Source organism: Micromonospora sp. A3M-1-15, from assembly GCF_024213425.1.
GTDB lineage: Bacteria > Actinomycetota > Actinomycetes > Mycobacteriales > Micromonosporaceae > Micromonospora > Micromonospora chersina.
In genome coordinates this window covers 102,142-122,691 of sequence record NZ_JANAVK010000002.1, presented here as the reverse complement: position 1 = coordinate 122,691, position 20,550 = coordinate 102,142, and the positions used below count along the sequence as shown (strand labels likewise).

Annotated in this window: 17 protein-coding genes; 7 read left to right on the top strand and 10 right to left on the bottom strand. The window is 75.8% G+C overall.

What is annotated here, in order from left to right; genetic code table 11:
• Window positions 1–162 precede the first annotated feature (162 nt).
• From tilS to dacB, 3 genes are all read right to left on the bottom strand, one after another.
• A complete protein-coding gene (gene tilS, locus NLX85_RS10240) occupies window positions 163–1,143 on the bottom strand; it encodes a tRNA lysidine(34) synthetase TilS (protein WP_254333966.1) in 981 nt (326 codons plus the stop codon).
• A 1-nt stretch (window position 1,144) separates the two neighbouring features.
• Window positions 1,145–2,215: a zinc-dependent metalloprotease gene (locus NLX85_RS10235; RefSeq protein WP_254333964.1), complete on the bottom strand. Its 1,071-nt coding sequence runs from the start codon at window positions 2,213–2,215 to the stop codon at window positions 1,145–1,147.
• Between the two features lie 80 nt (window positions 2,216–2,295).
• Entirely contained in the window at window positions 2,296–3,717 is a 1,422-nt protein-coding gene (gene dacB / locus NLX85_RS10230) for a D-alanyl-D-alanine carboxypeptidase/D-alanyl-D-alanine-endopeptidase (protein ID WP_374628086.1), read from the bottom strand.
• 626 nt (window positions 3,718–4,343) lie between these two features.
• Between dacB and NLX85_RS10225 the strand changes: the two genes are divergently transcribed.
• Entirely contained in the window at window positions 4,344–4,850 is a 507-nt protein-coding gene (locus NLX85_RS10225; protein WP_091266984.1) for an inorganic diphosphatase, read from the top strand.
• 63 nt (window positions 4,851–4,913) lie between these two features.
• Here the strand turns inward: NLX85_RS10225 and eccD are convergent, their stop codons facing one another.
• Window positions 4,914–6,311, bottom strand: a complete 1,398-nt coding sequence (gene eccD, locus NLX85_RS10220; RefSeq protein WP_254333959.1) for a type VII secretion integral membrane protein EccD — start codon at window positions 6,309–6,311, stop codon at window positions 4,914–4,916.
• Between the two features lie 100 nt (window positions 6,312–6,411).
• Between eccD and eccCa the strand changes: the two genes are divergently transcribed.
• The 4 genes from eccCa (at window position 6,412) to NLX85_RS10200 (ending at window position 13,371) form a co-directional block, all read left to right on the top strand.
• Window positions 6,412–10,368, top strand: coding sequence for a type VII secretion protein EccCa (gene eccCa, locus NLX85_RS10215; RefSeq protein WP_254333957.1), 3,957 nt, complete (start codon window positions 6,412–6,414; stop codon window positions 10,366–10,368).
• Window positions 10,369–10,455: 87 nt separating this feature from the next.
• Window positions 10,456–11,772: a type VII secretion-associated serine protease mycosin gene (gene mycP, locus NLX85_RS10210; protein ID WP_254333955.1), complete on the top strand. Its 1,317-nt coding sequence runs from the start codon at window positions 10,456–10,458 to the stop codon at window positions 11,770–11,772.
• 48 nt (window positions 11,773–11,820) lie between these two features.
• Window positions 11,821–12,618: a phosphatase PAP2 family protein gene (locus NLX85_RS10205; protein ID WP_254333953.1), complete on the top strand. Its 798-nt coding sequence runs from the start codon at window positions 11,821–11,823 to the stop codon at window positions 12,616–12,618.
• Between the two features lie 30 nt (window positions 12,619–12,648).
• Complete coding sequence (locus tag NLX85_RS10200) at window positions 12,649–13,371, top strand: phosphatase PAP2 family protein (RefSeq protein ID WP_254333951.1); 723 nt, start codon at window positions 12,649–12,651, stop codon at window positions 13,369–13,371.
• A gap of 15 nt (window positions 13,372–13,386) precedes the next feature.
• Here NLX85_RS10200 and NLX85_RS10195 read toward each other — a convergent pair whose 3' ends face one another.
• The 6 genes from NLX85_RS10195 to NLX85_RS10170 form a co-directional block, all read right to left on the bottom strand.
• Window positions 13,387–14,565, bottom strand: coding sequence for a MarP family serine protease (locus NLX85_RS10195; protein ID WP_254333949.1), 1,179 nt, complete (start codon window positions 14,563–14,565; stop codon window positions 13,387–13,389).
• An 87-nt stretch (window positions 14,566–14,652) separates the two neighbouring features.
• The gene (locus NLX85_RS10190; RefSeq protein WP_254333947.1) at window positions 14,653–15,342 is read right to left on the bottom strand and encodes a CoA pyrophosphatase; all 690 of its coding nucleotides are present in this window, start codon (window positions 15,340–15,342) and stop codon (window positions 14,653–14,655) included.
• Complete coding sequence (locus NLX85_RS10185) at window positions 15,339–15,941, bottom strand: TlpA disulfide reductase family protein (protein WP_254333945.1); 603 nt, start codon at window positions 15,939–15,941, stop codon at window positions 15,339–15,341. Before NLX85_RS10185 ends, NLX85_RS10190 begins: the two co-directional genes overlap by 4 nt.
• Entirely contained in the window at window positions 15,938–16,717 is a 780-nt protein-coding gene (gene nth, locus NLX85_RS10180) for an endonuclease III (protein ID WP_254333943.1), read from the bottom strand. The genes NLX85_RS10185 and nth overlap by 4 nt, the downstream gene beginning before the upstream one ends.
• Before the next feature lie 62 nt (window positions 16,718–16,779).
• On the bottom strand, window positions 16,780–17,979 hold the full coding sequence (locus tag NLX85_RS10175) for a CapA family protein (protein WP_254333941.1): 1,200 nt from the start codon (window positions 17,977–17,979) through the stop codon (window positions 16,780–16,782).
• A gap of 86 nt (window positions 17,980–18,065) precedes the next feature.
• Complete coding sequence (locus NLX85_RS10170) at window positions 18,066–18,728, bottom strand: adenosylcobinamide amidohydrolase (protein ID WP_254333939.1); 663 nt, start codon at window positions 18,726–18,728, stop codon at window positions 18,066–18,068.
• Between the two features lie 219 nt (window positions 18,729–18,947).
• Here NLX85_RS10170 and NLX85_RS10165 point away from each other — a divergent pair, with 219 nt between their 5' ends.
• A complete protein-coding gene (locus tag NLX85_RS10165) occupies window positions 18,948–19,625 on the top strand; it encodes a Crp/Fnr family transcriptional regulator (RefSeq protein ID WP_007073398.1) in 678 nt (225 codons plus the stop codon).
• 158 nt (window positions 19,626–19,783) lie between these two features.
• Complete coding sequence (locus NLX85_RS10160) at window positions 19,784–20,527, top strand: metallophosphoesterase (RefSeq protein WP_254333937.1); 744 nt, start codon at window positions 19,784–19,786, stop codon at window positions 20,525–20,527.
• The last annotated feature ends 23 nt before the right edge of the window (window positions 20,528–20,550 follow it).

Below are 20,550 nucleotides of genomic sequence, written 5' to 3'. Positions count from 1 at the left end.
TCCCGGCGACCCCTCGACGCGCCCGCCCACCGCCGGCTTGGCGAGGTGGCGGTATCCCGTGCGGTCAGACACCATCGGCTCGGCGGGCTGACGGTATCCGGTGCGGTCAGACACCGTCGGCTCGGCGGGCCGGCGTTTCGGCGTGCGGACCGCCGGGGCGGATCAGGTGGTGAGGCGACCGGCCTGGCGGCGCACCGGGAGGCCGCCGGGCAGGTGCGCGGGGCCCTGCCCGTGCCAGTCGGTGACCAGGGCGTCCAGCGCCGCCACGTGCCGGTGCGACAGGGCTGCCGGCGGGGCGCCCAGCTCGCGGGCCCACGCGTGCAGCACCCGGGTGCGTACCGCCGCCGGCAGGGCGGCCAGGCCGTCGACCGAGAGCCCGCCCCCGGCGGCCCGGACCTCCGCGAGCGCCGCGCCGGCGAGTTCGTCCAGCGCGGCGGTGTCGGCGGCCAGCAGCCGGGCGGTGCGGGCCAGGTTGCCCACCACCCCGGGACCGAGCGCCTCGACCAGCGCCGGAAGCAGGTCGGCGCGGACCCGCGACCGGGCGTACGCGGGGTCGACGTTGTGCGGGTCCGCCCAGGGCGTGAGCCCGAGCGCGGCGCACGCCTCCCGGGTGTCGTCGCGCGGGACGTCGAGCAGCGGGCGCAGCAGCGGGACGCCGTCCAGCTCACGCCGGGCCGGCATGCCGGACAGGCCGCGCGGGCCGGCGCCCCGGGCCAGGGCGAGCAGCACCGTCTCGGCCTGGTCGTCGCGGGTGTGCCCGAGCAGCACCCCGGCCGCGCCGTGCCGGCGGGCCGCGGCGACCAGGGCGGCGTACCGGGCCTCACGGGCGGCCGCCTCCGGGCCGCCGGGTCGGCCGGCGACGGTCACCGGGACCACCTCGACGGGGTCGAGACCGCTCTCGGCCGCCCACCGGGCCACCCGTTCGGCGCGCTCGGCCGAGCCGGGTTGCAGGCCGTGGTCCACGGTCACGAGGCCGGCCCGGCGGTCGAGGCGGGGCGCCACGAAGGCGGTGGCGGCCGCCAGGGCGAGCGAGTCGGCGCCGCCGGAGCAGGCCACGAGCACCGGCCCGGCCCCGGGCAGCCCGGTCAACGCCCGGCGTACGGCGAGCCGGACGGCGGCGACCGGCGGGGCTAGCGGGGCCAACTCAGCCGGCAGCCGGGGGCACGTTCGCCGGGCCGCCGTGCACCCGGGCCACCCAGGCGTCCGGGTCGCCCAGCTCGTCGAGCCGGGGCAGGGTGAGCGGCGAGGAGAAGATCTTGTTGAAGCCGGCCATGCCGACCCGGTCCACCACGCCGTGCACGAACTTGCGGCCCTCGGCGTACTGGCGCATCTTGACCTCGATGCCGAGCAGCCGGCGGATCGCCTTCTCCAGGGGGTTGCCGGACTCGCGGCGGCGGTTGAACGCCGCCCGGATCGACTCGACGCTGGGGATGACCTGCGGGCCGACGCCGTCCATGACGAACTCGGCGTGCCCCTCCAGCAGGGTCATGAGGGCGGTTAGCCGGTCCAGCACGGCCCGCTGCGCCGGGGTCTGCACGATGTCCAGCACGCTGGCCCGGCTGTTCGGGTCCTTCACCGCGTCGGCGAGCGTGGCCACGCCCCGGCGCAGCCGCTCCAGCACGTGCTCGCCGCCCTGCGACGCGTCGACGAACGCCTGCACCTCGCTGAGGAAGTACGCACGCATCCACGGCACGGCGGTGAACTGGGTCCGGTGGGTCACCTCGTGCAGGCAGACCCAGAGCCGGAAGTCCCGGGGGTCGGCGCCCAGCTTCCGCTCCACCTCGACGATGTTCGGGGCGACCAGGAGGAGCTGGCCGGGGTCGCCGGCGAAGACCTCGTACTGGCCGAGCACCCGGCCGGAGAGGTACGCCAGCACGGTGCCGGCCTGCACACCGGTGAGCCGGGAACCGATCGCCTCGGTGAGCGGCCCGGGGCGCTTGTCGCCGGAGAGCCGGTCCACCAGCGGGGTGATCACCTCGCGCAGCCCGGCGATGTTGGCGGCCGCCCAGTCGCGGCGGTCGACCACGCGCACCGGCGGGTGGGCGACCTGGGAGCGCAGGCCGGTGTAGTCGGCGACGTGACCGGCGGCCTCCTCGGTCAGCCGGCGCAGCTCGCCCACCACGTCGGTGGCCTCGGCATACGACACCCGGGGGCCCGACTTGCCCAGCGCCCCCGCGGTCGCGGCGGCCAGATCCCAGTCCACGAACTGCGCCATGAACCCACCGTACCCGCGCCGCGACACCCCAACCCGGGCTCGCGCCGACCGATCGACGCCGGTCTCACCGGTGGGGACGGTCAGCGGCAGCCGCAGCCGGCCAGCGCGGAGGTGATCCGGTCGAGGGCCTGCCGGGTCTCGTCGAGGGTGTCCGGCGTGCGGTCGGTGAGGACGGCGAACGTGAGCAGCCGGCCGTCGGCCGTGGTCACCAGCCCGGCGATGGCGTTCACCCCGGTGAGCGTCCCGGTCTTCGCCCGGACCACGCCCGCACCGGCCTTCGTCGCCGACGCCTGGTAGCGCTCGTCCAGCGTGCCGGACCAGCCGCCGACCGGCAGGCCGCCGAAGATCGCGGCCAGGTCGGGGTGGCTCCCGTTGCCGGCCAGCGTGATGAGGTCGGTGAGCAGCGACGGGCTGATCCGGTTGGTGCGGGAAAGCCCGCTGCCGTCGGCCAGGCTGATCTCGTCGGCCGGCAGCCCCAGCTCGCCGAGCACCTGGTCGGTGGCGGCCGCGCCGCCGGCGAACGAGCCGGGCTTGCCCTTGGCGAGCGCGACCTGGCGGGCCATCGCCTCGGCGATCACGTTGTCGCTGTCGCTGATCATGATGTCGACCAGGCGGACCATGGGCAGCGACTCGACCTTGCCCAGCTCGGCGCCGGGAGCGGGCGTGCCTGCCGTGGACGCGCCGGAGTCGGCGGGCGCGGTGCCCCGCTTCACCTCGCCGGCGGCTCCGGAGAGCCCGAGGAGCTTCGCGAACTGCCGGCCGGCGGTCAGGTCCGGCTGGGGCACCCGCTCGGCGGCGTGGTTCATGGCCTCCTCGGTCCGGCGGGCCTCCGCCGGGTCCCGCCGCGCGCCGTCGGTCATCAGCGCGGTGATCGCCGCGCCGAACCCGCCGGTGGGGATGTCGGAGTCCCAGCCGGGCCCGTACACCGGGCCGGTGAACAGGGACGAGTCGACGGTGACCTTGGTCGGGGCGGTGCCGCCGAGCGCCTTGCGCACCTGGGCGGCGAGGTCGTCCAGCCGGGCCGCGCCCGGGTAGAAGCCGTTCTTGTCGACCGCGAGGGTCGGGTCGCCGCCGCCCACCAGGACCACCTCGCCGGGGGCCGCGCCGGCCACCGCCCGGGTGGGGATCCGGTGCGCCGGGCCGCGCGCGGCCAGCACGGCGACCCCGGTGGCCAGCTTGGTCACCGAGGCGGGCACGGTCGGGGCGTCCTGCCCGCTGCCGTAGAGCGCCTGGCCGGTGGTCACGTCGGCCACCGACACGTTCACCCGGTCGCCGAGCGCGGCGGCGCGGACCAGGGGTTCGAGCGCGGCGCGTACCCCCTCGGGGGTGGGCAGCGGCGCGTTGCCGTCGGCGCCGGCCAGCACGGCGGGCGGGGGCGGCTCGGGCGACCGCGCGGCGGCGGTCGGGCTGTCCCCGCCGCCCAGCCAGCCGGCCAACGGGCCGGGACGGACCACGGCCAGCCCGACCGCCGCGAGGGCGACGATCAGCACGCTGGCCAGCACCGCGACCAGCCGGACCCGGCGCCGGCCGGGTGGCGGGGGCGGCGGCGGGAGCGGGGGCGGGGCGGCCCCGACCGGCGGGACGGGCGGGCTCACCGGGATGCCGCCGGGCGCGTCGTAGCCGGGCCAGCTCACCGGGGCGGCCGGACCCGGGCCGTGGTCCCGGGGGTCCGGGTGACCGTGCTGCCGGGGGTCGGCGTGGCCGTACTCCCGCGGGGTCGAGTGGCCGTACTCCCGGGAGGCCGGGCGGCCGTACTCCCGCGGCGCCGGGTGGCCGTACTCCTGCGGGCCGGGGTGGCCGTACTGGCCGGGGTTGGCGCGGCCGACCGGGGCGGACCCGACGGGCGGCCCGGGGCGGTGGGCGGGGTTGGTGCCGGGGACCGAGACGCGGCCGGTGGCCCCGCCGGAACCGGAACCTGCGGACCTGCGCCCGTCAACCCCCTCGGGGCGGTAGTGTGAATCTTCCCTCCCCACGACCCCCTCCTCCCCCGCTCCAAAGCGCCTTGGGTGACACTACTTCGGTCCGAACACTATGCGGCGGTCGGAGCCGGCGGGGGTCGTTCACCCCGTCCGGTGGGCGGCGCCACTGGTTCCGTTAGCCAGCGTGGGCAAACGAGGGAGCGTGGGAGATGGATTTCGACGTCACGGTTGAGATCCCGAAGGGTCACCGCAACAAGTACGAGGTGGACCACGCGACCGGCCGGATCCGGCTGGACCGCACCCTCTTCACCTCCACGCAGTACCCGGCCGACTACGGCTTCATCGAGGGCACCCTGGGCGAGGACGGCGACCCGCTGGACGCGCTGGTGCTGGTGCCCGAGCCCACCTTCCCGGGCTGCCTGATCCGCTGCCGCACCATCGGCATGTTCCGGATGACCGACGAGAAGGGCGGCGACGACAAGGTCCTCTGCGTGCCCTACGAGGACCCGCGCCAGGAGCACCTGCGGGACATCCACCACCTGGGCGAGTTCGACCGCCTGGAGATCCAGCACTTCTTCGAGGTCTACAAGGACCTGGAGCCGGGCAAGTCGGTCGAGGGCGCGACCTGGGTGGGCCGCACCGAGGCCGAGGCCGAGATCGTGGCCTCGTACCAGCGCGCCAAGGAGGCCGCCGAGCGCGGCGAGACCCTGCACTGACCTGATCCGCGCCGACGGGCCCGGGCCGCTCCACCGAGCGACCCGGGCCCTCGTGCGTGCCGGTCAGCCGAGCAGGCCGCGGGCCCGGTCGTAGAGGTCGAGCACCGCGCAGGCCACCGGGACCACCGCGACCACCAGCGCGGTGTCGGTCAGGTCGGCCAGCCGGCCCAGGTACGGGGAGACCGGCCGGCGGGCGTACGTGGCGCCGGCCGCGACGGCGACCAGGGCCAGGGCCAGCCCGCCGAGGGACAGCGCCAGCCGGCCGGCCGGACCGGAGCGGCCGGCGAGCACCGCGCCGAGCAGCGCGTACCCGGCCAGCCCGGCGGCGACGGAGGGCACCCGGTGGCGGACCGCCACGAAGAGCCGGGAGCGCAGCAGCAGCACCCCGCAGCCGACCGCCACCAGCAGCCGACCGGCGAGCCCTCCGGTGGTGGCGAGCACGGCCGCGGCCGCGACGGCCAGCACCGCGTGCCCGAGCAGCATCCCGGTCAGCATCTCCTCGGTGCGGGCCACGGCCGCGTGCACCCGGCCCCGGTCGGGCAGGTCGCGGACGCCGGGCGGGCCGCCCGCCGGTGCGGGCAGGGTGATCGGCGGCAGCGGCACCTTGCCGAGCCGGATGGCCAGCAGCGGCAGCCCGCCGAGCGCGAAGACCAGCGCGCAGAGCAGCACGGCGGCGGTGCCGGCCGGGTCGAGGAACAGCCCGCCGAGGCCGGCCGCCGCGCCGGCCGCGCCGGTGGTCGCGCCGGCCAGGAAGACCCGGGACCGGCTGGCCACCCCGAGCAGGCCGAGCACCGACACCAGCAGCAGCGCCACCGAGCCGGCGAGCAGTTCGGGCGCGCCGACCCAGCGCAGCGGCCAGAACGGGCCGACGGGGTCACCCGAGCCGACCGCCAGGGCGCCGGCCGCGGCGGCCCAGGGCAGCGCGTACCCGCCGAGGGTGGCGCCGGCCGGCCCGTCCCCGTACGCCCGGGAGGCGGCGGTGGCGGCCAGCACCAGGAGCAGGGCCACCACGGCGGCGACCGGCCAGCCGTTGCGCGGCCCGGGGCCGGCGGCCAGCACGGCGAGCAGCCCGACGGCCAGCGGCACGCCCGCGCCGGCCAGAGCTGCGGCCCGGGTGGCCCGGGGCGACCAGGCGGCGCCCCGGCGTCGGGCGCCGTCGGCGATCGCCTCGACCACGTCGTCGTACTCCAGCTCGGGCCACTCGGCGCGGGCGGGGACGAGATGGAGCACCTCGCCGTCGCGGACGCCCTGGGGCAGCAGTGCCTGCGCGGTGGCCAGCACGGCCCCGTCGGTCCGCCGCAGCACCCAGCCGCCGTGCCGTTCGCCGTCGTCGGCCAGCCCCTCCCCGGCGTGCCGGAGCACCTCGGGCAGCAGCTCGGCAAGGGGAACCTGCTCCGGCAGGGCCACGTCGACCCGCCGCCGGGGCGCGCTGATCGTGACCCGGGCCAGCCCGCTTGTCATCGATGCTTCTCCATATCGAGCGGGAACGGTGGCTGACGGACGAGTGGACTTTACCTACTATGAGCCAGGCTCGGGTTACCGAGAGCCATGGGGAGGCTCTGTGTCCACTGTCGTCATCAAGCGGCCGCCACGCCGCCCGGCGCCGGAGATCCCGGCCGGCGAGCTGACCGTGGAGGCGCCGCCGGAGATCCCCGCGGTGGCCGGCGGGCGCTGGCAGCAGGCGCTGATGGTGCTGCCGATGCTCGGCGGGACGGTGGCCATGGCCATGATGTTCGGCCGGGGCGGCGGGGCCTACTCGTACGTGGTGGGCGGCATGTTCGGGCTCTCCTCGGTGGCGATGCTGGTGACCAGCTGGGGCAGGGCCGGCCCGAAGAAGTCGGAGATGATGGCCGCCCGCCGGGAGTACCTGCGGCACCTCGCCGCGCTGCGCCGCCGGGTCCGGGAGACCGCCGGGGCGCAGCGCGCCGGGCTCTACTACCGGCACCCCGACCCGGGGCGGCTCTGGTCGACCGTGGACAGCCACCGGGTCTGGGAGCGCCGGCCGGCCGACCCCGACTTCGCCGTGGTCCGGGTCGGGGTCGGGCCGCAGACGCTCGCCACCCCGCTGCTCCCGCCGGTCACCCGACCGCTGGACGAGCTGGAGCCGATGACCGCGGGGGCGCTGCGGCGCTTCCTGGACGCGTACTCGGTGGTGCCGGACCTGCCGGTGGCGCTCTCGCTGCGCAGCTTCGCCCGGGTCTTCGTGCGCGGCCCCGCCGGCAAGGTTCGCGGAGCCGGCTCGCCGGACGCACAGGCGTTGGCCCGGGCGGTGCTCATCCAGCTGGCCGTCTTCCACGCCCCCGACGAGCTGCTGATCGCGGTGTGCGCCGGGCCGGAACGACGGGCGCGGTGGGAGTGGGTGAAGTGGCTGCCGCACGCCCACCACCCGGGGCGCACCGACGCGCTCGGCCCGGTCCGGCTGGTCACCAGCTCCGCGGCCGAGCTGGAACGGCTCCTCGACGACGTGCTGGGCAGCCGCTCCCGGTTCAGCCCTGCTGGCCCGGCCACCGACGGGCCGCACGTGGTGGTGGTGCTCGACGGCGGTGACCTGACCGGCGCCGCCGACCTGGCCGGCGACGGCGGGATCGACGCGGTCACCGTCCTCGACCTGGACACCCCGCCGCCCCGCCTGCTCGACCGGTACGCCCTCCTGCTCGACCTGGTCGACGGCCGGCTGCACTCGCACTCCGCCGAGGGGCACGCCGAGGTGGGCGCGGCCGACGCCCTGGAGGCGGCCGACGCCGAGGCGGTCGCCCGCCGGCTCGCGCCGCTGCGGCTGGCCGGGACGGCACGCGGACCGGACGCCCCGCCCGGCGCCGAGCCGGGCCTGCCCGAGCTGCTCGGCCTCGGCGACCCGGAGAACTTCACCGCCGAGCAGGGCTGGACGCCCCGGGCCGCCCGGGACCGGCTCCGGGTGCCGATCGGGGTGGGCGCCGACGGCGGGGCGATCGAGCTGGACCTCAAGGAGTCGGCGCAGGACGGGATGGGCCCGCACGGGCTGCTCATCGGCGCCACCGGCTCGGGCAAGTCGGAGCTGCTCCGCACGCTGGTGCTCGGGCTGGCCGCCACGCACAGCTCGGAGCAGCTCAACTTCGTGCTCGTCGACTTCAAGGGCGGCGCCACCTTCGCGCCCTTCGAGCGGCTGCCGCACACCGCCGCGGTGATCACCAACCTGGCCGACGCGCTGCCCCTGGTCGACCGGATGGTCGACGCCATCAACGGCGAGCTGATGCGCCGCCAGGAGCTGCTGCGCCGGGCCGGCAACTTCGCCGGCGTACGCGACTACGAGCGGGCCCGGGCGGCCGGCACGCCGCTCGCCCCGCTGCCGTCGCTGCTGCTCGTCTGCGACGAGTTCTCCGAACTGCTCTCCGCCAAGCCGGACTTCATCGACCTCTTCGTGCAGATCGGCCGGCTGGGCCGGTCGCTCGGCGTGCACCTGCTGCTCGCCTCGCAGCGGCTGGAGGAGGGCCGGCTGCGCGGGCTGGACACCCACCTGTCGTACCGGATCGGGTTGCGGACCTTCTCGGCGCTGGAGTCCCGGACGGTGCTCGGGGTGCCGGACGCGCACGAGCTGCCGCGCAGCCCGGGGCACGGCTACCTGCGCTCGGGCACCGACCCGCTGGTCCGGTTCAGGGCCGCGTACGTCTCCGGCGCGGTGCGCCGCAGCGGCGGCCCGGCGGGCGCGCCCGGCGCCGGCAGCTCCCGGCTGCTCGCCTTCTCCACCCATCTGGTGCCGGCGCCCGAGCCGGCCGCCCCGGCTGCCCTCAGCGCCGAGGAGGAGACCGGCGAAACGCTGCTGGACCTGCTGGTGGGGCGGCTGGCCGGGCAGGGCCCGCCGGCGCACCAGGTGTGGCTGCCCCCGCTGGACGCCTCGCCCTGCCTCGACGAGCTGCTCGGCCCGGTCGGCGTCGACCCGGCCCGCGGGCTCACCGTGGGCAACCCGGAGCTGCACGGCGCCCTCCAGGTGCCGGTGGCCGTGGTGGACAAGCCGTTCGAGCAGCGCCGCGACCTGCTCTGGCTGGCCCTGGACGGCGCGGCCGGGCACGTCGCGGTGGTCGGCACCACCCGCAGCGGCCGGTCCACACTGCTCCGCACCCTGGTCTGCGCGCTGGCGCTCACCCACACCCCGGCCGAGGTGCAGGTCTACTGCCTGGACTTCGGCGGCGGGACGCTCGGCGCGCTGCGGGACCTGCCGCACGTCGGCGGGGTCAGCGGGCGGGCCGACGACACCGCGGTACGCCGGACCGTCGGGGAGATGGTCACCCTGCTGGCCGAGCGGGAGCGGCGGTTCACCGAGGCGGGGGTGGAGTCGATGGCGGCCTGGCGCCGGCGGCGGGCCACGGCGACGGCCGGCGGCCGGCCCGGCACCGACCCGTTCGGCGACGTGTTCCTGGTGGTCGACGGCTGGAACACCCTGCGCGGCGAGTACGAGGACCTGGAGCCGCTGGTGACCGAGCTGGCCACCCGGGGCCTGGCGTACGGGGTGCACGTGGTGGCGAGCGCGCTGCGCTGGTCGGACTTCCGGCCGGCGATCCGCGACCTCTTCGGCTCCCGGCTGGAGCTGCGCCTCGGCGACCCGGCCGACTCGGTGGTGGTCAAGCGCGCGCTGGCGGCGGCCGTGCCGGAGGAGCGGCCGGGGCGCGGGATCACCGCGGGCGGGTTGCACTTCCTCGCCGCCGCGCCCCGGGTCGCCGGCCTGGGCGCCGAGACGGGTGACCTGGTGAAGGCGGTCGCCGGGGCCTGGGCCGGGCCTGCCGCGCCCCGCGTGCGGCTGCTCCCGCCGGTGCTGCCCTACGCCGAGCTGGACCAGACCGCGACCACCGGGCTGGCGTTCGCCATCGGGGTGGCCGAAGCCGACCTGCGCCCGGTGGTGCTGGACTTCGCCACCGAGCCGAACTTCGTGGTCTTCGGCGACGCCGAGTGCGGCAAGTCCTCGTTCCTGCGGGCGCTGGCCACCTCGATCGTCCACCGGTTCACCCCGGAGCAGGCCCGGGTCATCCTGGTCGACTACCGGCGCAGCCTCATGGGCACGATCGAGACGGCGCACCTCATCGGGTACGGGACCGCCGCGCCGCACACGACCGAGCTGATCGAGTCGGCGGCCGGCTACCTCCAGGGGCGGCTGCCCGGGCCGCAGGTCACCCCGGCCGAGCTGCGCGACCGGTCGTGGTGGGCCGGGCCGGAGCTGTTCGTGCTGGTGGACGACTACGACCTGGTGGCCGGCGGGCCGACCAACCCGTTGCGGGCGCTGGAGGAGCACCTGCCGCACGCCCGGGACGTCGGCCTGCATCTCGTGCTGGCCCGCCGCTCCGGAGGCGCCGGCCGGACCTCGTTCGAGCCGATCATCCAGCGGCTGCGGGAGCTGTCCACGGCCGGGCTGGTCATGTCGGGCGGCCCGGAGGAGGGGCCGCTCGTCGCTCAGGTGAAGGCCGGTCCGCTGCCACCGGGCCGCGGTCGCCTGGTCACCCGGCGCGAGGGCGTACGCCTGGTCCAGCTGGCGCATCTCCCGCCCGGCTGACCGGTCTCACCGAGTTGCACCGTGACTGGCGGGAAAACCGGTAATCTCCGAGCGGCATGTGTCTGACGCGATGAATGGCTGGGGAATGTGACCAGGGATCGGCAGGGAGTTCCCACCGCGCCGCCCCGGCGTCTCGCCGGACGCGTGCTGCTCGGCGCGGCGGCGGTCCTGGCCGCCGTGGCCGTTCCGCCGGCCAGGTCCGCGCACGCCGTTCCGGCCCCCGCCGCACGAGAAGCCGTCTGGCTGGCGCCGGCGGACGAGCTCACCCCTGTCGACCCGGTCCGCGCGGGCCAGTGGCAACTCGCCAAGATGCAGGCGCAGACCGCCTGGCAGAGTTCCACCGGCCGTGGCGTCATCGTCGCCGTGGTCGACTCCGGAGTGGACGGTTCCCACCCCGACCTGGCCGGCCAGGTGCTGCCCGGCATCGACCTGGTCTCCGGGGGCGCCGACGGGCCCGATCCGGTGGGGCACGGCACCACCGTCGCCGGCCTCATCGCCGGGCGTAACGACGACGACCGCGGCGCGGTCGGGCTGGCGCCTGAGGCCAAGATCCTTCCGGTCCGGGTGCTCGACCAGGAAAACCGGTACGACCACGCGAGCACCGTCGCCACCGGCGTGCGCTGGGCGGTGGACCACGGCGCCCGCGTGATCAACCTCTCCCTCGGCGGCACGGACACCAGCGACGCCCTGGCCGCCGCCATCGACTACGCCTTCGCTCGCAACGTCGTGGTGGTCGCCTGCACGGGCAACCTGGCCACCTCGGACAGTCGCAAGGTCTGGTACCCGGCCCGTGAGCCGGGCGTGCTCGCCGTGACGGGGATGGACCCGAGCGACAACCTCTGGTCCGGCGCGGTCACGGGCCACGAGACGGTGCTCAGCGCTCCGGCCACCGCGATCTTCGGGGCCCGTCCCGGCGGCTACTGGATGGTGCAGGGCACCAGCTTCGCGGCTCCCCTCGTCGCAGCGACGGCGGCGCTCATCCGGGCCCGGTACCCCCAGATGTCGGCCGCGGACGTGGTCAACCGGATCATCACGACCGCACGGGACCTCGGGCCCACCGGTCGCGACGACCGGTTCGGCTACGGCATGGTGGATCCGGTGGCCGCACTGACCTCCGACGTGCCCCCGGTGGAGGCCAACCCGCTCGACGACGGCGGCTCCCCCGGCAAGGTGGGCTTCGGCTGGGCGCCCGGCCTCGGCCCGGACACCCGGGCCGCCGCCGTGCCTCCCAGCGACCCGTTCAGCGTCGCCGCGCCCGAGCAGGAGCCCCGTTGGGAGGCCCGCCCGGCCGGCCAGGTCGACGATTCGGCGCGGGAGCGGCTCTGGCCAGGGCTCGCCCTGTTCGTCGCCCTGGTCACCAGTGCCGCGCTGGCGGTCCGCCGGTTCCGCCAGTCCCGCCGCTGACCGGACCGGCCCGTCTGACCGGGCCCCAGCCTGGGTAGTGAACAGCGCATGAACACCTCCGGCGACCTGATCTCCCCGCAGGAGCGGTCCTGGCGGCACCGCCGCCTCGACCCGGACAAATCACTGGGTCTCCGGCTGACCCTGGCCGCCACCGCCGCCTTCCTGGTGCTGGTGCCGTTCGCCCTGCTCGCGCTGCTGGTGCTGGGCGCCTGGTCGCCGCTGTCCCGGCTGGACGCCTCGATCACCGACGCCCTGCACGGGTACGGCGTCGACCACCCGGCCTGGGTCCGGGTGATGGAGGTCTGGACCCACGTCTTCGGGCCCGGCCCGCTCCGGGTGGCCGCCGCCGCGGTGGTGGTCTGGTTGCTGCTGCGCGGCGCGCCCCGGCTGGCCCTCTGGGTGGTCACCACCATGACCGTCGGCGGGCTGCTCGGCGCGCTGCTCAAGCTGCTGGTGGGCCGGCACCGGCCGGACCTGCTCGACTCGGTGGCCCGGGCGGCCGGCTACTCCTTCCCGTCCGGCCACGCGCTGAACGCCACCCTGGCCGCCGGCGTGCTGCTGCTGGTCTTCCTGCCGTTCGCCCGGCACAGCCGGCCGCTGCGCGGCGCGCTCTGGGCGGTGGCGGTGCTGATCGCGGTGGTGACCGGGCTCAGCCGGATCGCGCTGGGCGTGCACTGGACCAGCGACGTGGTCGGCGGCTGGCTGCTCGGCGTGGCGGTGGTCGTCGCCACCTCGGCCGCCTTCTCCACCTGGCGGACCCGGGTCGGCCGGCGGCCGGCGCGTACCGCCCGGGAGGGGGTCGAGCCGGAGCTGGCCGAACCGGGGCCGGACGGCCGCCACGCGTAGTCCGGCACCTGTCGGGGTAAAGGGCGGCTCATGTCCGATGTCGCGGTCCAGATCGCCCGGCGGATCCTGCTGCCGGTGGCCCTGCTCTTCTCCGTCATGGTCGCGTTGGGTCTCCTGGTCACCCGGGTGCTCGCGAAGACCTGGCCGTTCACCGTGGAGGACACGGTCAACCGCGAGTTGGCCGCCCACCGGTCCCCGGGCTGGAACGACGTCTCGCTGGTGTTCAGCACGCTGGCCAGCACCCAGGTGATCGTCGTGGTGACCGTGCTGGTGGCGCTGGTGCTGCGACTGGTGCTGCACCGCTGGCGGGAGCCGATCTTCCTCTGCGCCGCGGTGAGCGCGCAGGCGCTGATCTTCCTCTTCACCACGATGGCCATCGACCGGCGCCGCCCCGCCGTCGAGCACATGGACAGCTCGCCGCCGACCTCCAGCTTCCCGTCCGGGCACACGTCCGCCGCCATGGCGCTCTATGTCGGCATCGCCGTGCTGCTCGCCCTGCGGGCGCGGAGCACCCCGGCCAAGGTCACCTGGTGGACGCTGCTGGTGCTGGTGCCGGTCGGGGTCGCGGTCACCCGGATGTACCGGGGGATGCACCACCCCAGCGACGTGGCGGCGTCCTTCCTCAACGGCGGCGTCTGCGTGGCGATCATGGCGCGGGCGGTGCTCGACCGCACGCTCACCTGGGGCCGGGCCAAGCTGCCGTTGGGCCGCTCCGGTGACGACGTGACCCGGGCCGGCGCCGCGGCCGGCTGACCGCCGCCCGCGGGCTCAGGTGCAGTCGCCGGTGGCCACCCCGCGGGTACGCTCCGCGCCGGCCAGCGCCACCGACCGCGCCTCGGCGGCGGTCACCGCGAAGCCGGTGTTCGGGTCGTCCGCGGCGGCCGCGAAGATCACGCCGAGCACCAGTCCGTTCGAGGAGACCAGCGGGCCGCCCGAGTTGCCGCTGCGGACCAGCGCCCGGATCGTGTAGATCTCCCGGGTCACGTCGCCGGACGAGTAGATGTCCGGGCCGGTGATCCGGTCGACGTCCCGGATCCGGGCCGGGCGGGCATCGTACGGGCCGTCGAGGGGGAAGCCCAGCACGATGGCGTCGGCCCCGCTGCCGGCCTCCCCGGCGGCGAAGCGCAGCGACGGCCCGGGCAGGCCCGGCACGTGCAGCACGGCCAGGTCCCGCGCGGGGTCGTAGACGACGACCTCGCCGTCGTAGCGCTCGCCGCGCAGTTCCACCGCCACCGACCGGGTGCCCGCCACGACGTGCGCGTTGGTCATCACCCGGTCGTCGGCGTACACGAAGCCGGAGCCCTCGATGCGGCGGGCGCAGCTCGGCGCGGAGCCCAGCACCTTCACCACCGACCGCTGGCTGTTCTTCACCACCTGGGAGTTGGCCAGCGCCGGGTCGGGCGGGGAGACCTGCCGGGCCCGGGTCGGCGCGAGGTCGCCGAAGACGTCCGGGAAGCCGTTGGTGTCGACCGTGTCGCGCAGCGCCGTGGACAGCTCCTGCGCCTTGTCGGGCAGCACCCGGTCGACCACGGTCAGCAGCGCGCTGTTGCGCACCGAGGAGGCCAGCCAGGGCACCGACGAGGAGCCCAGCGGCACGGCGACCAGCCACGCCACCAGCATGACGGCGAACACCGAGATGACCGCGCCGCCGGCGTCGTCGACCTTCCGCCCGAACGGCCCGGTGATCGCCGCCCGCAGGTTGGAGCCGAGCCAGCCGGCCAGCGCCTGCCCCAGCACGGCCAGCCCGAAGATGGCCACCAGGGAGATCAGCACGCGGGTGCCGCTGTCGGCGAACTGCCGGGCGACCAGCGGCCCGACCTGCAGGCCGAGCAGGGCGCCCAGGAAGAAGCCGGAGAACGACAGCGCCCCGATGACGAAACCCTGACGGTATCCGCTGATCGCGAACACGAGCATGAGCAGGAGCAGTACGAGATCCACGGCGGACACGCCCCCAGGGTACGGGCACCGTGCCCGGAACAGGCTGACCGCTCGCTGAACGTGACCTTCAGAGCCGTGCCGGTGATCCCGGTCGGCTCAGCGGACCGGGCTCTCGTCGACCGCGTCGGTGCCCGCCGAGGGGGCCGGGGCGGCGCCGGTCGGCGGCAGCTCCACCACCCGGGAACGCGGCCAGGGGCGGGCCCAGCCGCCCATCTCCAGCAGCGTGTTCAGCACCCCGGCGGTGAAGCCCCAGACGAGCATGCCGCGCACCGAGAAGGCCGGGCCGATCCAGCCGCTCGGGTGGCGTACCCGCATCCGGTTCTCGGGGTCGACCAGCTCGGCGATCGGCAGCCGGGCGACGTGCGCGACCTCGGCCGGCTCGCGGGGGTGCACCGGGTGCGGGTCGTGCCACCAGGCGAGCACCGGGGTGACCAGGAAGTCGCTGACCGGGATCCACAGCTTGGGCAGCTCGGCCAGCACGGTGACGCTGGCCGGGTCGAGGTCGACCTCCTCGTTCGCCTCGCGCAGCGCGGTGGCGCTGGCGTCGGCGTCCTCCGGGTCGGCCGCGCCGCCGGGGAAGGCCGGCTGCCCGGCGTGGTTGCGCAGCGTGGCGGCGCGCTGGAGGACCAGCACGTCCGGGCCGGCGGCCGGCTCCTCGCCGAGCAGCACCAGCACGGCGCTCTCCCGACCGCCGCTCTCCGGCGTGGCGAGCCGGGTGAAGTCCTCGGCCCGCGCGGTGCCGAGGCGGTCGAGCAGCGGGTCGAGCCAGCCGGGCGGTCGGGTCACAGCCGCACCCCGAGGTGGGTGCGGACCAGCTCGGCGAGGCGGGCGTCGTCGAGCGCGCCGGTCGAGTCGGTGTGCCGGATCCGCCCGTCGGCGTCGACCAGGACGGTCAGCGGGAAGGCGTTGCGGCCGAGCGCCCGCTCGAACGCGTCCCCCTGGTCGACAAGCATGGGGAACCGGACGCCGAAGTCCTCGCCGATGGACTGCGCGCCGCCGCGGCTGTCCCGGCTGTTGACCCCGATCACCTGGAACCGGCCGCCGGCGCGCTCGCTGAGCCGCTGGAACGCGGGCAGCTCCTTGCGGCACGGCGGGCACCAGGACGCCCACACGTTGATCACGGCCGGACCCTTGATCTCGCGCACGTTCACCGGGGCGCCGCCGGTGAAGCAGGAGAGGGCCAGGTCGGGCAGGGGATCACCCGGGGCGCCGGACGGGGCCGGACCGGACGGCGGCGCGGCGGTCAGCGGGGCGCAGTCGGCGAACGGCGAGGGGCGCTCGGCCCGGGTGGCCGGCGCCCGGCCCGCCGGCTCCTCGGTGCTGCCGGTGCAGCCGGCCACCCCGAGCAGCAGCGGGACGAGCAGGTACGCGAGCCGGCGGGTCACGGCACCTCCGCCGCCACGGCCTGCTGCGGCACCAGGTCGGGGTCGATGCCGACGGCCGCCGCCAGGTCCCGGGCGCGGGGCCCCTTGAGCAGCTTGGCCGCGGCCACCGGTTCGGTCGGCCCGGTGCCGTACGACGGGCAGAGCTTCGCCAGCGTGCAGGCCCCGCAGGCCGGCTTGCGGGCGTGGCAGACCCGCCGGCCGTGGAAGATGATCCGGTGCGACAGCATCGTCCAGTCGCGCTTCGGGTAGAGCGCGCCGATCGCGTGCTCGATCTTCACCGGGTCGGTCTCGGTGGTCAGCCCCCACCGCTGCACGAGCCGCTGAAAGTGGGTGTCGACCGTGATGCCGGGGACGTCGAAGGCGTTGCCCAGGATCACGTTGGCGGTCTTGCGCCCGATCCCCGGGAGGGTGACCAGGTCGGCCAGCCGGCCGGGCACCTCGCCGTCGTAGCGCTCGCAGAGGGCGCGGCCCAGGTTGATCAGTGAGCTGGTCTTGTTCCGGTAGAACCCGGTGGGCCGGATCAGCTCCTCGAGCTCGGCGCGGTCGGCCCCGGCGTAGTCCGCCGCGCTGCGGTAGCGGGCGAACAGCTTCGGAGTGACCTCGTTGACCTTCTTGTCCGTGCACTGGGCCGACAGGATCGTGGCGACGGACAGCTCCAGCGCGTTGGAGTGGTCGAGTTCACAGTGCGCGTCGGGGTGCGTCTCGGTCAGCACCCGGCCGATCCGGCGGGCGCGGCGCGTGCGGCCGAGGTCGGTCTCGGGGAGGCGCGTGGTCACGCCGGCCAGCCTACGTCGCGGGGGCGACGTCCCGGCGGGGCCCACGCGGGCGGCGGTGCGCCTCAGCCACCCGCCGGAGCGCTGATCTTGCCGCTCCCGTCGAGCCGCGCCCCGGACTGCGGGAAGTCGGCCCGGCTCACCTCGCGGACCAAACCGAGGCCGCGGTCCTGCCGGTCGATGGCCGGCCGGCCCACGCTGTTCATCGCGGTCGAGGTGAACTCGCCCCCGACGAAGCGCCCCTCCGCGGTCAGCGACACCTTCAGCACGCCACCCCAGCCGAGCCGGCCCGCGCTGTTCAGCGACTTCCCGCCCCCGGCGAAGTTGCCCAGGCTGTAGGCGATGAGCCGCCCCTTGTAGAACTCCATGCCGCGCAGCACGTGCGGGCCGTGCCCGATCACCAGGTCGGCGCCGGCGTCGATCACCGCGTGCGAGAAGCGGATCGGGTCGCCCCGGTTCTCCCCGACGTACATCTCCGTGCCCGGCTTCACGTGGGACCGGTCGGCGCCCTCGGCGCCCATGTGCACCTGCACCACGACCAGGTCGGCCATCCCCTTGGCCATGGTGATGACCTGCTTCGCCGCGTTGATGTCGATGAGGCTGTTGGACCAGGGGTACGACGAGAAGCCCGCCACCGCGACCTTGACGCCCTTGACGTCGAGCACGGTGATCTCGCCGGGCGCGCCGGTGTGCTTGAGCCCGTGCGCCTCCAGCGCCGACTGGGTGTTCTCGTAGCCCTGCTGGCCGTAGTCGTAGCCGTGGTTGTTGGCCTGGTTGAGCAGCTGGAACCCGGCGGTGCGCAGATGTGCCGCCCAGCCCGGGGGCGCCCGGAACTGGTAGCAGTTCTTCGGCTGCGGGCCGCACTTGCCGGCGCCGGTGTCGTCGGTGAGCGGCTCCTCCAGGTTGCCCATCACGAGGTCGCCCTTGAGCGCGGTCTTGACGTCGTCGAAGAAGCCCTTCCCGCCGTTGGCCGGCAGCCGGGACGGGGCGTTGCCCATGATCACGTCACCGGTCGCGGTCAGCGAGATCGACTTCTCGGCCGGCTCGCCCGACGCGTCGGGCTGGTCGGCCTCGGCGGGGCCCGCCGAGGCGGTCGACCCCCCGCCCTGGCCCGGCTGCCAGATCGGCCCGTCGCCGGAACCGTCGCCGCACCCGGCGGCGAGCAGGGCGACGAGCAGCGCACCGAGGGCCGCGGAGAGGCGCACGCCCCGGGCGGCGGAGCGGCGGCGACGGGGGCGAGGCACGGAAAGGGCGGGAGCGTACATCGTGCGCGACGCTACCGTCCCGGGAATGCCGCGACGAGGGCCGATCGGTCGGAAAACCCGATCGGCCGGGCGGGACCGGTTCACGCTCAGCCCGCCCGCCGGTCGGACCAGGGCACCACCGTGCCGGCGCCGCCGGCCAGGACCGCCGCGTGCACGGCCCGGGCCAGCGGGGCGCCCCAGGCCGAGCGAGGGCCGCCGTACGGGGCCGGCTCGCCGTCGGCCGGGCAGAGCACGGTGACCGCGTCGGTGGGGGTGCCGGTGGCCGGCAACCCCAGCTCCCAGATCGCCTGGGCCTTCGCCTCGGTGGCCGTGGCCACCGCGTTGACCAGGGCGGCGTCGCCGAGCCGGACCGGGACGTGCACGACGATGTTGACCGTGCCGACCCGCTGGGCGGGCGCGGCGGGCTCGGGTTCGGCCGCCCAGACCGGGGTGCCGAGGCCGACGGTCGCCCAGACCCGTACGCCGCCGTCCGCGCGGGCCACCACCTCGGTCACGTCGACCCCGGTCAGCAGCCCGACCCCGGGCCCGGCCAGGCCGAGGCCGTCGGCCAGCTCGGCCAGGTGCGCGGCCGGGTCGTCCCGGTCGTACGACATCGGCACGGTCGCGTTGACGACCCAACGGCGTACGCCGATCCCCCCGCCCAGCGGGGCGGAGCCGACCGCCAGCAGCGGCGCCTCGGCCCGCCAGACCAGCAGCGGGATGTCCGACCCGTCCTCGGGCCGGCTGGTCAGGAACGGCTCGCTCAGCACGCCGGTCACCCTACGATCACAGGTGGGGACGGGTGGTGGCGGCCCGCACCGGAGGCGGGATCCTAGTCGTTGACCGGGTCGGGCGGGTTACGCCCAACGATCAAGATTCCAGGGGTGCACCTCTGATTCCCGCTCATGTGCGCCTAGACTGGCGGCGCGCGAGGGATCAGCGGACGGCGGACCCGGCCGACGGACGGCACGCGCAAGCGGAGGTGCGCGATGGACGAGGTACTGGCCCGCAGCGGGATCTTCCAGGGTGTCGACCCGGAGGCTGCCGAGGCGCTCGCCAAGGAGATGGAGACGATCGAGGTCCGCAAGGGCGAGGTCGTCTTCAACGAGGGCGAGCCCGGCGACAGTCTCTACATCCTCCTGTCCGGCAAGATCAAGGTGGGCCGCCGCGCGGCGGACGGCCGGCAGAACCTGATCGCCGTGATGGGCCCGTCGGACATGGTCGGCGAGCTGTCGCTCTTCGACCCCGGCCCGCGTACGGCGACGGCCACGGCGGTCACCGACACCCGGCTGGTCCGGCTGCGCAAGCAGGCGCTGCGCCCGTGGCTGAACAACCGGCCCGAGATCGCCGAGCAGCTGCTGCGGGTGCTGGCCCGCAGGCTGCGCCGGACGAACGACTCGCTGGCCGACCTGATCTTCACCGACGTGCCCGGCCGGGTCGCCAAGAACCTGCTCCAGATGGCCGGCCGGTTCGGCACCCGCGACGGCGGCGTGCTGCGGGTGACCCACGACCTGACCCAGGAGGAGATCGCCCAGCTCGTCGGCGCCTCCCGGGAGACCGTCAACAAGGCCCTGGCCGACTTCGCCTCGCGCGGCTGGCTGCGGCTCGACGGCAAGAGCATCATCATCCTCGACCCGGAGCGCCTGGCCCGCCGCGCGCGGGTCTGACACCTCCGCCCGACGTCCCGGCCCGGCCCGCCTCCGCGGTCCGGGCCGGTCCCGTCCGGGCCTCGGACACGGAACCTGGCCCGGCGCAGCGACACCGGTCGCGTCTGCCCGGCGCAGAATCGCTGGACCATCGGCCCGACCCGGCGGAGGCTGGGGCGATGATCGAGCGGGTAGCTGTCCTCTCCGACATCCACGGCGCGCTGCCGGCGCTGGAAGCCGTCCTGGCCGAGCCGGACGTGGCCGCCGCCGACCTGATCGTGCTCACCGGCGACATCGCGGCCGGCCCTCAGCCGGTCGAGGTGCTCGACCTGCTCGCCTCGCTCGGCGACCGGGCCTGCTGGGTCGGCGGCAACGCCGACCGGGAACTGGTCGAGGCGCGGGCCGGGCGGCCGGCGCAGATCGAGGTGTCCGACTGGGCGGCGACCCAGCTCCGCGACGACCAGGTGGCCCGGCTCGCCGCGCTGCCGCCGACCGTGACGCTGCCGGTCGCCGGCCTCGGCGAGGTGCTCTTCTGCCACGCCACGCCCCGGGACGACGAGGAGGTGGTGCTTGTCGACTCCCGCATGGAACGGTGGGCCGAGGTCTTCGCCGGGCTGCCGGCCGAGGTGGGCACGGTGGTCTGCGGGCACACGCACATGCCGTTCACCCGGCTGGTCGACCGCCGCCTGGTGGTCAACCCGGGCAGCGTCGGCATGCCGTACGGCGGCGCGGGCGCCTGGTGGGCGCTGCTCGGGCCGGGCGTGCAACTGCGCCGGACCGCCTTCGACGTGGACGCCGCGTGCGCCCGGGTGGCCGCCGAGTCGGGCTTCCCCGACGCCGCGGCCTGGGCCGACGAGTACCTGCGCTCGCGCCACTCCGACGCGGACGCGCTCACCGTCTTCGGCCCGCGCGACGGCCGCTGACGCGCACCCCCCGCGCGAGATCG

What these genes read in the sequence shown, in the direction of transcription:
- NLX85_RS10235 (WP_254333964.1), bottom strand. Translation starts at nt 2,215, where the DNA reads ATGGCGCAGTTCGTGGACTGGGATCTGGCCGCCGCGACCGCGGGGGCG.
- NLX85_RS10225 (WP_091266984.1), top strand. Translation starts at nt 4,344, where the DNA reads ATGGATTTCGACGTCACGGTTGAGATCCCGAAGGGTCACCGCAACAAG.
- eccD (WP_254333959.1), bottom strand. Translation starts at nt 6,311, where the DNA reads ATGACAAGCGGGCTGGCCCGGGTCACGATCAGCGCGCCCCGGCGGCGG.
- NLX85_RS10205 (WP_254333953.1), top strand. Translation starts at nt 11,821, where the DNA reads ATGAACACCTCCGGCGACCTGATCTCCCCGCAGGAGCGGTCCTGGCGG.
- NLX85_RS10200 (WP_254333951.1), top strand. Translation starts at nt 12,649, where the DNA reads ATGTCCGATGTCGCGGTCCAGATCGCCCGGCGGATCCTGCTGCCGGTG.
- NLX85_RS10175 (WP_254333941.1), bottom strand. Translation starts at nt 17,979, where the DNA reads ATGTACGCTCCCGCCCTTTCCGTGCCTCGCCCCCGTCGCCGCCGCTCC.
- NLX85_RS10165 (WP_007073398.1), top strand. Translation starts at nt 18,948, where the DNA reads ATGGACGAGGTACTGGCCCGCAGCGGGATCTTCCAGGGTGTCGACCCG.
- NLX85_RS10160 (WP_254333937.1), top strand. Translation starts at nt 19,784, where the DNA reads ATGATCGAGCGGGTAGCTGTCCTCTCCGACATCCACGGCGCGCTGCCG.